The organism is Paenibacillus sp. FJAT-26967 (genome assembly GCF_001541095.1).
In the GTDB taxonomy this organism is placed as follows: domain Bacteria; phylum Bacillota; class Bacilli; order Paenibacillales; family NBRC-103111; genus Paenibacillus_F.
This window is the reverse complement of the sequence record NZ_LMXH01000003.1, coordinates 221898-237316: the sequence shown is the minus strand read 5'-3', so window position 1 is coordinate 237316 and position 15419 is coordinate 221898. Positions and strand designations below refer to the sequence as shown.

At 53.1% G+C, this 15419-nt stretch carries 8 protein-coding genes; 1 reads left to right on the top strand and 7 read right to left on the bottom strand.

The window, feature by feature from the left end; genetic code table 11:
- Positions 1 to 5 precede the first annotated feature (5 nt).
- Positions 6 to 1889 (top strand): hypothetical protein, encoded by a 1884-nt coding sequence (locus tag AR333_RS15580; RefSeq protein ID WP_068776294.1) that lies wholly within the window; start codon positions 6 to 8, stop codon positions 1887 to 1889.
- A 637-nt stretch (positions 1890 to 2526) separates the two neighbouring features.
- Here AR333_RS15580 and AR333_RS15575 read toward each other — a convergent pair.
- The 7 genes from AR333_RS15575 to AR333_RS15545 form a co-directional block, all read right to left on the bottom strand.
- Entirely contained in the window at positions 2527 to 3807 is a 1281-nt protein-coding gene (locus AR333_RS15575) for a glycosyltransferase family 39 protein (protein ID WP_068776293.1), read from the bottom strand.
- An 81-nt stretch (positions 3808 to 3888) separates the two neighbouring features.
- Positions 3889 to 4584, bottom strand: a complete 696-nt coding sequence (locus tag AR333_RS15570; protein ID WP_068776292.1) for an ABC transporter permease — start codon at positions 4582 to 4584, stop codon at positions 3889 to 3891.
- Positions 4577 to 5500, bottom strand: coding sequence for an ABC transporter ATP-binding protein (locus AR333_RS15565; protein WP_068776291.1), 924 nt, complete (start codon positions 5498 to 5500; stop codon positions 4577 to 4579). Before AR333_RS15565 ends, AR333_RS15570 begins: the two co-directional genes overlap by 8 nt.
- Positions 5501 to 5586: 86 nt before the next feature.
- The gene (locus AR333_RS15560; RefSeq protein WP_068776290.1) at positions 5587 to 6543 is read right to left on the bottom strand and encodes a sensor histidine kinase KdpD; all 957 of its coding nucleotides are present in this window, start codon (positions 6541 to 6543) and stop codon (positions 5587 to 5589) included.
- Between the two features lies 1 nt (position 6544).
- Entirely contained in the window at positions 6545 to 7252 is a 708-nt protein-coding gene (locus AR333_RS15555) for a response regulator transcription factor (protein ID WP_068776289.1), read from the bottom strand.
- A gap of 234 nt (positions 7253 to 7486) precedes the next feature.
- Entirely contained in the window at positions 7487 to 13858 is a 6372-nt protein-coding gene (locus tag AR333_RS15550) for a phosphodiester glycosidase family protein (RefSeq protein WP_068776288.1), read from the bottom strand.
- 278 nt (positions 13859 to 14136) lie between these two features.
- On the bottom strand, positions 14137 to 15129 hold the full coding sequence (locus tag AR333_RS15545; RefSeq protein WP_068776287.1) for a Gfo/Idh/MocA family protein: 993 nt from the start codon (positions 15127 to 15129) through the stop codon (positions 14137 to 14139).
- Between the last annotated feature and the right edge of the window lie 290 nt (positions 15130 to 15419).

Here is a 15419-nt window from a genome sequence, read left to right as displayed (position 1 = left end):
AGGCTATGTTAGGTTCTACGTATCGCCGCGCCATACGTTACAGAAATGCGGCCGCCTTCGTCCTAGCGGCCATGATTTTTCTCGCCGGCTACAAATCCTATGCCGTCTGGCAAAAGGTCAGCTTCTATGGCAAAGCAGCTGCCGAGCAGGCAGCCGGACGGGATATAGAAGCCGAAGACTGGTACTCCCGGGCGCAGGGAATAAGTTCCTTCGACTACAAGGAAACGGAGATAGATGCCGCGCTTGCCGCCCTCCGTCCGGTCACAGAGCTGAAGCGGCTGATGAACTCCCTGTCTTCGGACTTGTCCCAGACCGCGGGAGGAAGTCAGGATTTCGGCCGCCTGATTCAGGCCTACGCCACCTATCAGGCCAAGAAATCCGAAATCAGTACTCAGGACGAGAACGCCAAGCAAAAATTTGCCGAGCTGAGCGCCGCTTACAAATTGGACGAACAATTTACAGCCGCACTGGCACAGGCCAGACAAGTGCTGGTGAAAAACCTGCAAGAAGCAATGAGCGCCCAATCGTTCGATAACGATGAAGCGATCACCTACCTGCTTCAGCTCCCGGCCTCCGCGTACAAAGACGAGAAGACGAAGAAAAAAGAATTGAATGCCTTGTTCCAGAAATACGATACGGCCCGGCTGGAATATTGGTTCAAGGAAAAACCATTCAATGAGGTAATCCAGGAAGGCGTGCGTCTGCGCCAATTCTATACGGAGCGCAGCCTCGAAGCGGCTTGGGTACTTCCCAAGCTGGAGGTCTACATTCAAAGCGCGCTAACGAAGCTGCTGAATGCAGGAGACATCGAAACGTTCATAACTTATGCCAAACTGTATCAGGGCACGAAGGAAATCGCCGGAGCTTCATCCAAAGTAAACACCTTTATCCAGACATCAATCCGGAAGCAGACGGCCCGTGCGGAACAGCTTGCTTCATCCGGTAAATTTCAGGAAGCGGCCGATTTGTATAAGAAACTCGGCGAATACCGCGATACCAGCAAAGAGATCCGCGAGCTTGAACTCAAATGGATGACATCGAGTCCCGAATTGATCCTGAATAAAGCTGTGGAGAATGCCAAATTCACGCACACAGCCGGAGGGAAAGGACTATGGGGCGCCGAGTATGCGGCAGTAGGTCTGACTGAAAGCGGCAAGCTGGTCTTCGTCCGTCTAATGTCTGACCAGTCGCTTGCCAGGACAGAAGCGGACATCGGCGAGGGCTTGTCCGTGACGAACATCCGGATCGCGGATGAGCTGGGTATGAATAAGCTTCCTGTTGTACAGGTTGAGAGCGAGTCAAGTACACGTAAAGCCCGCTACACCGTCTATGAGCAGACCAAGGGCTCTCAGCTCCATATCCTCCTGGATATGGAAGCGGACGGCTACACGGTTGCAAGCCCTGGTGTCCTTCGCGTCAGCAATCCGAGCGGTGAAGGGGCCGGCAGGGAAGTGCTGTACCTCTACAGCAAAGGCAAGTACAGCCTGGATGCCGGCTCCCTTACGGATCACACCGAAGAACCGCAGGAACCTGCGGACGGCAGCAGCGAGCCCGGGGGCAGTCAAGACGGTTCCCAGGGCAGTTCGGACAGCGGCGAAGAGGTACCGGCGCCGGACTCCGCCGGAGCTTACCAGGAGATCGACGCAGCGGAACTCTCCCGGCAGCAGCCGGGCACAGCCGTCCGGCTATCCGTCCAGATCTCGCAGGTCCGCAGCGGCACAGCACTTGCCGAGTATGAAGGCTACTTCATCCAGCTGACTGGTAAATATACCTGGAAGCCTGGTAAAACCATCCTCGTAACCGGTAAGTATAAGGGCAAGAGTGAAATCTCCCAGGGAGACAAGCGATATCCGGCCTATACGGTGGAAGTTAGCGGTGTGCAGCCGTAAGATTCTGCATGCAATACCAATGCCGCTGGTGGGCAGTCATCGGCTATCCGTATCGGCAGCGATATGCCGCACAAACCGGCTGGAGAACGCGCAGCGCATAGGCCGGCTTTCGATACCTGTCGGCCTATGGGCAATGCCGGGCTTGTAGACTGCTGAGCTTGTGTGCTGCTGGGCTTACGTGCTGCTGAACTTGTGCGCTGCTGAGCTTGTGTGCTGCTGGGCTTACGTGCTGCTGAACTTGTGCGCTGCTGAGCTTGTGTGCTGCTGAACTTGTGCGCTGCTGAGCTTGTGTGCTGCTGAACTTGTGCGCTGCTGAGCTTGTGTGCTGCTGGGCTTACGTGCTGCTGGGCTTACGTGCTGCTGAGCTTGTGTGCTGCTGGGCTTATGTGCTGCAGTCACATGGCTTCAACACTTGCAGTTCACTCGCCTGCTCCGCAATCACTTGCTCTATCCCATCTGCGATGAACCAGCGTACAACAAAAAGGACATTTCCTGGACCGCACTTACTGGCTGCCGCCAATAAGTACCGGGTAGGAAGTGTCCTTTTGCTGTGCAGCCGCACGTTCCGCCTGCACCTTCAAACCGGGTCAAATGCCGATCTGCGTTCGTCAACCTTCGTCCAGTCAACCTTCGTCCGTCAGCCTCCCAGCTTCATGCCCGTTCCTGTTGATTTCTTACTTCTGGAAGAAGTCAGATTGGAGCCAAGCTCGAATAGATACACAAGCAGGTAGGCACCCGTTAATGTCAGTATAAACATAATCGGATACATGTAGCGGGAGAATGCGACGAACGGGATGTGAACACCGATAAAATACAGCAGTGTAAGAGTCAGGACAGTAAAGTCGTGCTTGCGCCTGAACCAGACAAGCAGTAGACCGGCCGCTCCAAGCAAAGTCAGGATGACGTGCCCGACACGCGCCGGCTCCTGAGTGATCCCCCATAAATCCATCCAATAAAAATCATGTTCGAAAGAGAGGAGAACTTTATCGAAAGCATACCATTTGAAGCTTTCAAAAGGCCTGGTTTCGAAATTAAACCCGATAATTTTGCCCACTGTCTCCGTCGAGTCATCATAGACATCAGGTGAATACTCGGGATATTTGTTGTAAAATTCGGCCGGGATCCCTCCCGGCAGTATTCCCATCAGCATCGGATTCCCGCTGGAAGTTGTAAAGGGAATAAACTTGCCGAAGTCCACATAGTTCCGCACCCACCAGGGGCTCATAACGACACAGACGGTCATCACGATTGTGATCGTGTACAAGATCATCTTTTTCCAGGAATATTTACGGGTTAACCAGGTAATTCCGATAATTAATGGGAAGAGTACGATCTGGGGTTTAAAATAGCAGGCCAGAGCGATCAAAATCCCGATCACAATATAGCGGCCTGTTGAAGGCTTATTCAATGCCCACAAAGTCATACAAATGATCAGAAAGAATAAGAACTGAAAGATAGATTCAGATAAAATAACACCGCTTGTGTAGTAATTAGGCAAATATATAGCGGCTATTATGCAGGCAGCCAGTGCAACCTTGGAATTGAATAAATGTCGTCCGATCACGAAAAGAAAATAAATCATCGCAGTCTGTAACACGCACTGAAACAGCCGGAAAGCCGCAGCCGTCGTCTCATAATCCCCAAAGATCAGCATGAAGAATGCAAGGATGATCGGCAAACCAGGCATAATGAACAGAGTCGGATCCGGGTAGCTTTTGTAGACGAGTGTGCCTTCCTCCAATAGAACCTTCGCAGCATACATATATCCTACATCATCGTTGTTCAATTTAGCATACGTCCCCAGCAGGAAGCGGTCCCCGTAGAACAGCACAGTCGCCACAGAAACAATAAGCACCAGAGCCATTAAAATATACAGCGTATTTCTTATTGCCGGTTTCTCTTTTTGCAGACTAAACAATCCTCAGCAGCCACCCTTCGTCTTTTCGGACATCATACACCAATATTCGCAGAAGGTACAAGAGCAGCGTCAGGGAATATTTTACAGAACATCTGCTTTCTCGACATTACGGATACAGAAGTAAGCGGTGACGATCCCGGCGATTGCGAGAAGAACCGGGGCAAGAATGAAAGCGTTCAGGGAATAACCGCCGTTATTGGAATCTGTAATCGAAACGAGAATCACTGCGGAAATAATCGTGGCAGGAGTAGACTGCTTCTTCATGCCCAGCAGAAGGGGAATCAGGCAGATCCCGCTGGCTGTCACGGCTTTGAACAGTACGGATACGGCCAAATCCCGGATCAGATCACCGGACAAAGGCTCATTTACAATTCCGATTATTGCATCTGCTGCGAGGAAGACACCGATAACAACGACATGTGACAAGATAATCATCATGAATGTCCAGAGACTTACAGTCAGCAGCTTTGCCGTTAAGACCTTTTTCCTTTTAATCGGATAGGTGTACATAAGGGTAATGGTTCTGTTCTTGTATTCGCCAATGACGAGTCTGGCCAGAAGCACCGAAGCGAAAATAATGAAAGTTGCCTTCACCATCGTTCCTGCGGTATCAAAAACACCCGAATATGACTTCATGAAATCCAGATCTTGCTCCGTCCGCTGCACCACAAGCATAAAGCCGATGAGTGCCAGGATCACCGCATTGGCAATGGCCGCCGGGTACCAATACCTGCCGAATTTGTGCTTCTTGAGTTCCAGCTTCATTAGTTTAAGCACTCACGCCACCCCCATGAATGGATTCCAGGAAGTAATCTTCCAAAGAACTTGTTTTCTTGTTGATCGAATCAATGTCCACACCGTTCATGAGGAGCGTTCTCGAAATATCGGAAGCGGCAGCACCAGGCTCATAAATCCGGACAATCCTCTCCCCGATTACTTTGTAATTACGCAGTCCCAGTTTACTATCCAGAATCATCACGGCTTTGGTTAAGTCCGGCGTTACGACTTCCAGATAATCGGAGCTTCTGCCATGAACCTCTTCCATCGTAACTTGCTCAATCAGCCTGCCCTCACTAATGACACCAATCGTATCGGCAAACTGCTCAATTTCGCCTAGAATGTGAGAAGAGATCAATAAGGTCATGCCATATTCCTTGCTCAGCAGCTTGAATAGTTTTCTAAGCTCTTTGATCCCGACCGGATCAAGGCCGTTGATAGGCTCATCCAGCAGCAGCAATTCGGGCTTGGTTGTGATCGCCCTGGCAATTCCCAGCCGCTGTTTCATTCCCAGGGAATATTCTTTGACCGGTTTGGAGTCACTCACTTTCAATTGAACCAGATCCAGCGCTTCGTCAATCGCCTTAAGGTTATGATAGCCCATGTATTCGCAGTGCAGCTCCAAATTTTCTCTCCCCGTCAACTTATCATAGAAGACCGGGTATTCAATAATACTGCCCATTCTTTTGAAAACATCATAAGAGTGATCCGTCAGCTTCTCTCCGAAAACCTCGATCTCGCCCTCCGTCGGTTTAACCAGATTCATCATCATTCTCATGACCGTTGTTTTGCCTGCTCCGTTCAATCCGAGAAATCCGTAGATCTCACCTTGCTGAATAGTCATGTTCACATTAGATACGACTTCATGGCCGTCAAAAGCTTTGGTCAGCCGTGTCGTTGTCAGAATCGCGCTCATTGCCCTTGCCCCTTCCTTCTCGCTTTCTTATCTCTAAGTGTAAACGGAGCGATTTTCTTTTTTATTACTCGTTTCTTACGAAATTCTTAAGCTGTGACAACCGTGAATTTTGATAACCGGACGGTAAAGACCGTCTTCTCATAAGGCTTGCTGTACAAGGTAATTTCACCGCCCATAATCTGCACCAGCCGTTTGGTAATCGTCAGCCCGAGCCCGCTTCCCTGATACAGAACGTTGCGTGAATCTTCCAGCGTATACATTCTTTCAAAGACACGGTCTTTGTGCAGCTCGGTAATTCCTTTGCCTCTGTCCCAGACCTCCGCGTAAGCCCGCTCTTCATCCTGCCGGACTTTCAAGCCGATAACGCCCCCATCACTGCCATACTGGACCGCATTAGAGAGCAAATTGTTCAGAATACGCGTCAGCGCTTCTTCATTGCCGGCCACATAAACCGGCGTCTGTGGCAATTCGATCCGGACCTCCATGCCTTTAGCCGTAATCACATCATAGAAAGCCAGGATCGCATTCGAACAAACTTCGACCAGATCAACCCGTGTGAGGGGCAGCTCTTTGTCCCCGGATTCCAGACGGGCCAGGTCAAAGAACTTGTTCATCAGTCCTACGACTTCCAGCGCCTTGCCGTGAACATTCGCCAGCAGCCGGTTTCTCTCGGTATCGTCCATCTGAGGGTTCTGCCGGATGGTCTCGATATAACCGAGTACAACGGTAAGCGGTGTCTTGAGATCGTGAGAGATATTGGACAGCATTCTTCTCATTGCATTCTCCGATCTCGCATACTCCGCGTGAATTGCATGATTGTCCTCCAGTAAGGCATTCAGCTCAGCCAGCAAAAGCTTCAGTTCACGATCATCCGTCAGGTGAAGCACTTTCTCGGATGAATGCGAATCCAGAATCGTTCTTACCTTCCCGGAGATGTAAACAAGGCCCGCGTCCCTCTTCCTTTTCGATTGAAACTGCAGAAGATTGAATAGGACCGATACGGCTGCCAGTACAATAAGCGCCCAGACTCCTGCTCCTATCATTTCAAAAGTCCCCCAGCTTATAGCCGATTCCCCATAGAGTCAGAATATAACGCGGTTTGGAGGGATCTATCTCGATTTTCTCTCTCAATCTCCGCATATGTACGTTAATGACGTTCTCGTCGCCCAGATAATCGTCCTCCCAGACAGAGCGGAAAATATTAGCTTTGGTAAACACCTTCTTCGGATTCGCGGCAAATAGTTTCAGCAGGTGAAATTCTTTGGCTGTCAGCTTGATCTCCTGGTTGTTACGGCTCACCGAAAAGTTGTCCAGGTCAATGAGCAGGTCGTCCAAGCGGATCTCTTGCGGCTGCTTAACCGCTTCCGCCAGTGAACCCGCTGTATATTTAGTGGCACGCCGGATAGCGGCCTTGATTCTTGCAGCGAGTTCGATCATCGAGAAAGGCTTGGCGATGTAATCATCCGCCCCGAAACCGAGACCGAGCGCTTTATCCACGTCGCCGTCCTTGGCGGAAGTAATCAGAATCGGAATCAGGCTCCGCTCCCGGATCACCTGCAAAAAATCCATCCCGCTCAGCTTAGGCAGCATAAGGTCAAGCAGGATCAGATCAAACGCATACTCCCCGAACAGCCGGACGGCTTCTTCGCCGTCATAGGCCCTTACAACAGTAAAGCCTTCCTTGTTCAAATAGTCATCCACCATGTCACTAATCGCGACATCATCTTCCACCAGTAAAATTAACGGCTGCATGCCCTTCATCCACCATTCATACAAGGATTTCCATCTAGAAAAAGCTTATCATGTTCGGGCACATCCGAACAGATGCTTCTCCTGCGGAACACCCCCTCAGATCACCGTGACCGCTGTAATGGAATCCGCAAAAAGCCTATCTTCCCGGCACAGAGGCCAAAGAAGATAGGCTTTAATGACGATGACGGCCCATAGCCTGCAGCCGTCAGCCGTTATGAAGCTTAGGATTACCCGTTACTCCGCTAATTTGTTCATCAGCTTGAAGATCACCTGCGCGCTCTCCGCCCGCGTCGTGACGCCTTGCGGCTGGAACAGGCTGTCCGTGCGTCCGTCCACCAGCCCAAGGCCGTAGGCGGACGCGACGGCTTCCTTCGCCCAGGCAGGAGCCGTCTCCACGTCCGTGAAGCCTGTTCCGCCTGCATCGGCGCCGCTACCGCCCTGCTGGCCGCCGGCGTGCTTATACGCGCGCACGATCATCGCCGCCATCTCCTGGCGCTTAATGGCAGCGTCAGGCGCAAACTCGGTGGCGCTGACTCCGCTCACCAGCCCCGCTTCGGCGGCTGCGGCTACGGCGCCCGCGTACCACTGCTGCGCAGGCACATCGGCGAACGGCGCTGCGCCTTCCGCCTGGAGACCGAGCAGACGCACCAGCATGGCGGCGAATTCCGCCCGCGTGACCTTCTGCCCGGGAGCGAACTGATCGCCGGATACTCCGTCGATCAATCCTTTGGCTGCCAGCACCTGGATGACCCTGGCAGCCCAGTGGTTCTCCGGCACATCGGAGAACGACTTGCTGTATTCCAGCACGGCGTATGTGCTGAAGTGACGGACCTGTGCAGTCAGTTTGCCGTCCTGCCATGTTCCGCCGACATATTCAAGCTTGCCGCTATCCGCTATGTGGTAGAGGCCCGACAGATCACGATCCGCTGCCGGATTGACCGCAAACTGGAGTGTAATCGGCTTGCCGAACGCGGACAGCTCGCTGGTCTTACCGTCCTTCGTGGTAACCGTGAGACGGAAAGCCAGCAAATCTCCTGCGGCAGCAAGCTCTGCGCCTGCTGCACGCTCTGCGCTATTAAGCAGCGCCTGCGACTGTGCTTCGGCAAGCTTGCTCACGCTTAGCGTGATCGTACTGCCGGCACGTTCTCGGGCCGGCACCAGCGCGCTAAGCTCGCTCAGCACCTCTGCCGGAAACGTGACCGCAAGACCGGCAGCCGTGATGCTGAGCGGCTTGCCCTGCAGCAGCTCGGCTGCGTTGCCGGGCAGGATCAGCTCCTTCAGCGGTGCGTTTGTGTGCAGCGCTGCACTGCCTCCGGCGATCTTATCCGCAAGCTCGCTTGCGCTGATCTCGATCCGGCCGGTCGTATCCGGCTTCGGCTCTTCCGGTGTCACCGGCGGCTGAACCGGCGGATTGCCGCCTGAGCTGCCTCCGTTACCGTTACCGCTGCCGCCATCAGAGCCGCCCGAACCTCCGGATGCCTTCACCCGGATATCGAACCGGGCGGACTTGCCTCCGTAAGTCGCGGTAATAACCGTCTGACCCTCCCTGACGGCTCGAACCTGTCCGTTCGCATTAACCGGAGCGACCGACGGCTCACTACTCGTGTACCGCACACCCTCGGTCAGAAGAGTGGAGCTCTGATCGCTGTAAGTTCCGGTCACAGCCGCCTGCGCGGTCTGTCCCTGTTCCATTTCGGAGCGGAGTCCGTCCAGGCTGATTCTCTCCAGCGCCGGAAGCGGCATATCCTTGGCAAGAACCGTTAAATCATACTGCGCGCTGTGCCCCCCGTAAGTAGCGGAGATAACGGTCTGACCTTCAGCAAGCGCGTTGATCCGCCCCGTCGCCCCGATCGTGGCTACCTTCTTATCGCTGCTGTCATAAGCGACATTCTCCAATAGAAGAACCGCTGTCCCGTCCGTGTAGACGCCCTTCGTAACGGTCTGATCCGCGCCTCCTGCTTTCAGCTGCGGAAGCCCCGCCAGCGTAATGGATTCGATCTTGCCCAGCGGGATCCGGTTGACTTCCACCGTTACGTCCGCATAGACATTCGGAGACGCCTTGCTCGTCGCCCGGATGACCGCAGTTCCCAGCTTGCGGGCTGTTACGACTCCATCAGCCGACACCTCTGCGGCCCCATCCGGCGTGGAGCTTTGGACGGACCACGTTACACTTTTATCCGAAGCGTTATCCGGCTTCACCGCTGCGTTAAGCGAAATGCTCTCACCCACGGCAAGCAGTGCGCTCTTCGGCTCTATCTCGATGGACCCGGGCGGCACAACATTTTTGCTCAGCGTAAATTCATCGACCACCCTGCCGCCAACCGTCTTGGTCACAACCTGGAGCTGATCTCCTGCAATCTCCACTGCCGCGTACATCTGCGTCTGTTCTTCATCAATGACCTTCTGCCATTCCCGCACCGTGCGGGAGTAGAACTTGGGCCCTGTAGAGCCGGCAATGACATACGTCGTGCCCTCTCCCTCGCCGACCGGTTTATTCCCTTTCATCGGGAACGTGCGGCTGTAAATATGGTCATGTCCGTTCAGGACGAGATCGACCTTAAATTCATCGAACACCGGCGTCCAGGTGTCTCGCACGATTTTCTCATCATAGATACTGCCGTAAGGACCTCTGTGAAAAGCGACGACCTTCCACTTTTTATCCGTTTGCGCAAGGTCCTTGCGCAGCCACTGCGCCTGCTCTTCATACTGGTACTCACTGTTCAGAACGACGAAATGCATATCCTTGTAGTCAAAAGAGAAATTGCTTCCCTTCAGACTATCCAGGCCGTTGCCCGGCTGATTAAAATGCGCCAGGAAATCGCCGTTCTCCTTATTGCCCATCACTTCATGATTACCGATGACAGAGACAAGCGTCGTCTTCATCAGCTCAGCCTGCGCTTCAGAGAACCACAGGTTCCACTCTTTTTCGTTAAATCCTTTATCCACCATATCGCCGGCATGGAGCATAAACTCGGCATCCGGGTTCTCGGAGGCCGCTTTCTTGATCGTGTTGCCCCACAGCTTGAAACCGGCGGCGTCAGACGCTTGAGAATCCGCGAAATATAAGAATTTCGACGCATCTCCCGAAGCTTCTGTAGTGCGGAATTCCCCCTGCTGGCTGTAATTCCCTTGCCCGTCCCCGACCCGGTACACATAGCCCGTTCCAGGCAGCAGCCCGTCCGCCACCGCTTTATGCACGCGTACCGATCCGAGATCAAGCGTGTGATACAAATAACTGTCACCGGTTATTTTCTTCACATTCCCAGCGGCAAAATCCGTGAATTCCGACTCCTTCACGATCTCCACGACCGTCGGCTGCGTAACCGGATTCGTATGCCACTGGAAAGAACGTGAAACCGCAGGATCTGCCCCCATGCCCACACTGATGTTGTGCGGGGCTGCGGACCCGCTGAGCGGTGATACCTTGAACACCACGACAGCGCTCAAGAAATCTCCTTTGACCGCTTGCAGATTGTAGGTCTTCAGCGCAGACGTCAATTGATCCGTTTTGAGCACACCGCTTGCATCCGTCACACCGACTTCGGCACCGTCGGCCAGGATCTGCGCCCCTGCCACGGCAGCTCCGCTTTCATCTTTTACCGTAAGCTCAGTGGAATAGCCCTGGATCATCCCTTCTTCATTCCAGCCGAGCTGGAAGTGATTCTTGATCTCCGAAGAGAGCGGGAGGCCGAAGAACGAGAAGCTGGTATCCCCCTTGCTTACGAACGAGACGGAACCTGATTTGAATGAAATTGCGTTCGTCCCGGCCGCGTCCTTCTTCACCTGATACTGGATCTGGCCGAAAAGATCCCCATCGGTAAGAAGTGCGGAGCTAAGCTCCTGCATCGTGATCTTAACCGTCCCTTTACTTCCATCGATGTCCGCTGTCATCTGGGCTTCGCTTAATTTGCTGCCCCTGATCAGCTTCACATTCTCCACCTTGGACGGATCAAACGCAAATTCAACCTGCCCTTTCTTAATATCCGCCGCCTTTACCGCTTTCAGATCAACGGTATACGTACCGCCTGCATAGACCTTCTCCGGCGTATCATAGACGATCTTGGATGAGCCTGTATTTACGTTAAACGTCCACTCTTTGGTCGTCTGATTTCCGGATAAATCTTTAATGGAAATCTTGGCCTGGTGAATTCCATCCGCCAGCGGAACGCCCGGCGTATAGTAGATCTTCCCCTCCGGAGGATACAGCGTGTGCGGTACCAGACTGCCGTCGAGGTAGAACCGGATTTTGTCCGGATCAATCAGCGTCGTGCCCGGATGCTTGACCGGATCGTACCCCGCATCCTCTCCGTAGGCTGTAATCACCGGCGTGTTCGTCTGGATTACCGCGTTCTCTGCCGGAGCCAGCTTTTTCAGGACAGGAGGGTCCATATCATCCTGAACCGGCCCGTAAATAGCGCGGATCCCGTCGATATAAATCGCTCCCGCGTCTTTATTCGCCGCTTTCGTTTCCATATAACGGACCGGCATATCAATTGTTAAAGGAAGAGTCCTGCCCTTAGGAACGGCAGCCTCAAGATACTTCCAGCCCGTGAAATCTACGCCGACGGTCTGATCGACGAAATCAAGCGGAATCGCTCCCTTACTGTCCCGCAGCTGGGCGCGGAGCCAATGCTTCTTGCCGTCCCCGTACACCCACATGCTGATCTTCTCCGGATACCCGGGGATTTCAATGTTCTTGTCGGTGCCTGTTGTCTGCAAATAAGCTCCTGACGTACCCGGCATGCCTGTAAAATCATATTCCAGCTTCAGCGAGCTTTTGCCGAACCGGACCAGGTCCTCATCGGTTTCAATGCTGACCTTCGTAGACTTGGCCTGCGCCCCCGAGCTCGGCTTATAACGGTCCAGGCCGTTCTCGAAGTCTTCCAGAATGACCGGCGGCAGTCCTACCGTCACATCGATTGAAGTTTCGACATTCTGGTGTTTCGCAAAAATCTTGCCGTGCTTCTCCTGCACATTGGCGGCAGTGAAAACACCGCTGGCGTCGATCGTGCCGACCGGGCCTTCCACCCGCCACTGGAGCTGGCTGTTGTCCGCCTGAATGACTTTACCGTCGCGGATAGCCGTCACCTTCATCGTCTGTGAAGCGCCGGAGGCAACCGTCGCCACTTCACCCGGGAATTTAAGCTCCGTCAGTTCCGTGACGACTTCCACGGTTCCCGTTCCGCTGAGGCTGCCCGCAGCAGCCTTGATCTCGGCTGTGCCGTCAGCCCTGCCTGCCGTGAACGTACCGTCAGCGGCTATGCTGCCGAGCGCCGGATCGATGCTCCACTGCACATCGCCTGACAAAGCAGCCGGATGCAGGTTAGCATCTACCGCCGCCGCTTTGAAGGCGGCCTTGGAGCCTGCCAGCACGCGCTCCTGCTGCGGCTGAACCACCAGCTTGTCCGCAGCTCCCTCCGGTGCTTTGTTGACGAGCAGAATGCCGTTCGCCGTCTTACGTTCGCCGCCGTCGGAAGGACTGTTCAGCATCTTGCGCGTCTTCTCCCCCGGCAGACGGGCTACGAACGTTGACGAGCCGCCCCCGTCGAGGTTCAAGGCATTAACGGCTCCCAGGTCCTTCATGATCACGCCCAGCTCCTGGAGCGTGACGCCTTCGCTGAAGCCGGGCTGCCGGCCGTCCAGCTCCAGCATGATCACCGAGCCGTCAGCCTTCGTGCCGATGGCCGTCCGCGGATGAGCCGCCGGATCACTGTTTGGCTGGGCGACGCCGTCCTTCACCAGCAGCGCGGAGCCGCCGATGGACATCGTGACGTCCTTCCACTCGCCTTCAAAGGCGAAGTCTGCCGTCACTTCATCTCCGACCGCAAGCGCTGCGAGAGCGTCCCGGTGCTTGCCGGATGCGGACAGCACGACTTGACCGGCCGCAAGCGGAGTGTTGCCTTTGTTCTTGTGGATCGCGGACACTTTCAGCTTCAGCGCCTGACCGCTTTTCACTTCTCCGTCCAGCACATCCAGCACAATCTCATCTCCGAGATCGTTGGTCATCGTCGATGTATGAAACGCGGCTGTGTAGAGGTTCAGCCCCTCCGCTGCACGCATCCGGTTGATTGCCGAAACCGGACTTGTTTTGCCCGCAATAGTCAAGGTTCTCGTCAGCTTGGGACTCTGCCCGTACAGCGATGAGCCGTCCTTCTTCATCCCAAAAGCAAACCATCCGTCCGGAGGACTGCTCAGAATCTCCCCATCCCCCATGAACATGCCCATCGGAACCCCAGTCGACATGTCATAGAAATCTCCGTTAACGGCGGCAATTACCCGGTTGCCTTCTTTATCCGCATCGGCTGCCATCTTGGAGACCCCCTGCATGCCGTACACTTTGCCGTCGGTCAGTCCCGGCTGCAGTCCAAGCGCAGCGTTCTTCGGATCGAATTCAACGAAGTGCATTTGCTGGGAACCGCGGTCCAGCTTCATGTTCATCCAACTGTATGTAGCTCCGGGGCCGATCTCCATTTCCCGCTTGTCCAATACGTTTCCTAACGATGATGGGCCCGAAGCTGCTGCCAGCCCCTGCCCTGCCGGCAAAAGTAATGAAAAGAGCAATACGCCGCTCAGCAAAGATGGCAATATTTTTTTGTTTTTTACCATTCCGTCAGAATGCCTCCCTTACATTTATGAAGTGATCGTCTTCCCAATAAGATTCTTCAACCTGGGTCTTACATCAGGAAAGTATACGGGCCGCTTGTAAAACCCACCCCCTAAACAATTTGAGATTTTGTAAAGACTTGCTGGCTCACGATTTCTTGTAAGCGCTTTATATTCGGAATAAAAAAAAGCCCTCCCTCTATTATCAAGGATTTGGGCAATTTTTGAAAGGATTTTCCTCTTTTAAATATTATAAAAATGGAATTTTTCATTTAATGCTATTAATCATTTCTGTAATCCGCCGGATAAACAAGCCCGAACTGTTTTCTGGCCTCGTCCATGACCTCCATCGCATTTCTGGAATTTTCATACGAATTAACAGGAGATTCCAAAACCCCTTTTTCCAGTAAGCCGATAAAATGTTCCACCTCATATACCATATTTCTCGCCTGCTGAGGCTGACTCAAATCTTCCACCGAACCGTCTCTGTAACGGATTTCTACCTTCTCCGGCTGACTGATCTTATCGATCACGATAGTGCCATTCTCCCCTTGAATTTCGGAAGGCAGATGGGATTGTGTGATTTTGGAGTACATGAGGACCCCATCCATCTCCCCATACTTGGCCAGAATGCTCCCTTCACCGTCCACACCGGATTCGAGCAAGACTGCATTTGCCGCTACCTGCTCCGGCTTGCCGAAAAGAACGACCATCGGATAGATACAGTACACGCCCAGATCCATCATCGCACCGTTCGAGAAAATAGGGTTAAAAGCGTTCAGCACTGTGCCGCTTTTGTACGCGTCATAGCGGGATGAATATTGGCAGTAGCTTGCGAAATACCGGCGCACCGGCCCGATTTTATGCAAGTGATCCCGGATCGCCTGGAAATTGGGCAAGAAGGTGGACTTCAGCGCTTCCATCAACAGCACGTTATTCTTTTTAGCCGCGGCAATCATCTTGTCCAGCTCCCCCGTATTGGAAGCGATCGGCTTCTCACACAGGACATGTTTGCCCTGATTCATCAGAAGAACCGCCTGCTCCGCGTGAAAAGAATTCGGGCTGGCGATATAAACCGCATCGAACTGATCACTCTGCGCCATCTTCTCCAAATCCGTAAAGATATGCGCAGCTCCAAATTTATCCGCAAAGGCCCGAGCCGTTTCTTCTTTCCGCGAGTACACCGCCGTCAGAGTAAATTGCGGGGACTCCTGCGCGGCCCGGATCAGTTCTTCCGTAATCCAGTTCGTACCGATTACTGCAAATCGTGTCATAAGTCTTGTCTTCCTTCCGTCTGAAAGATTACGTCCAGTTTATCATGCGCATAGGATTTTCGCTAAATTCTAATAACCAACCCTGCACTTGAATAGTCGGGCTGTAGATGGAATGTTTATGCGGCGTTAGACCGGCAGCGTCACAGCTCCAGCTTTAATAGTTAACACCTACCTCATAATAATTGTGATAACATACTTACGTTATATTAATGTTATATAAATGTTAATAACATGTTATATATTAGCTGTTATATCGTTTTTTTGTTGCCGTTTGGATTATTTTCATTGTT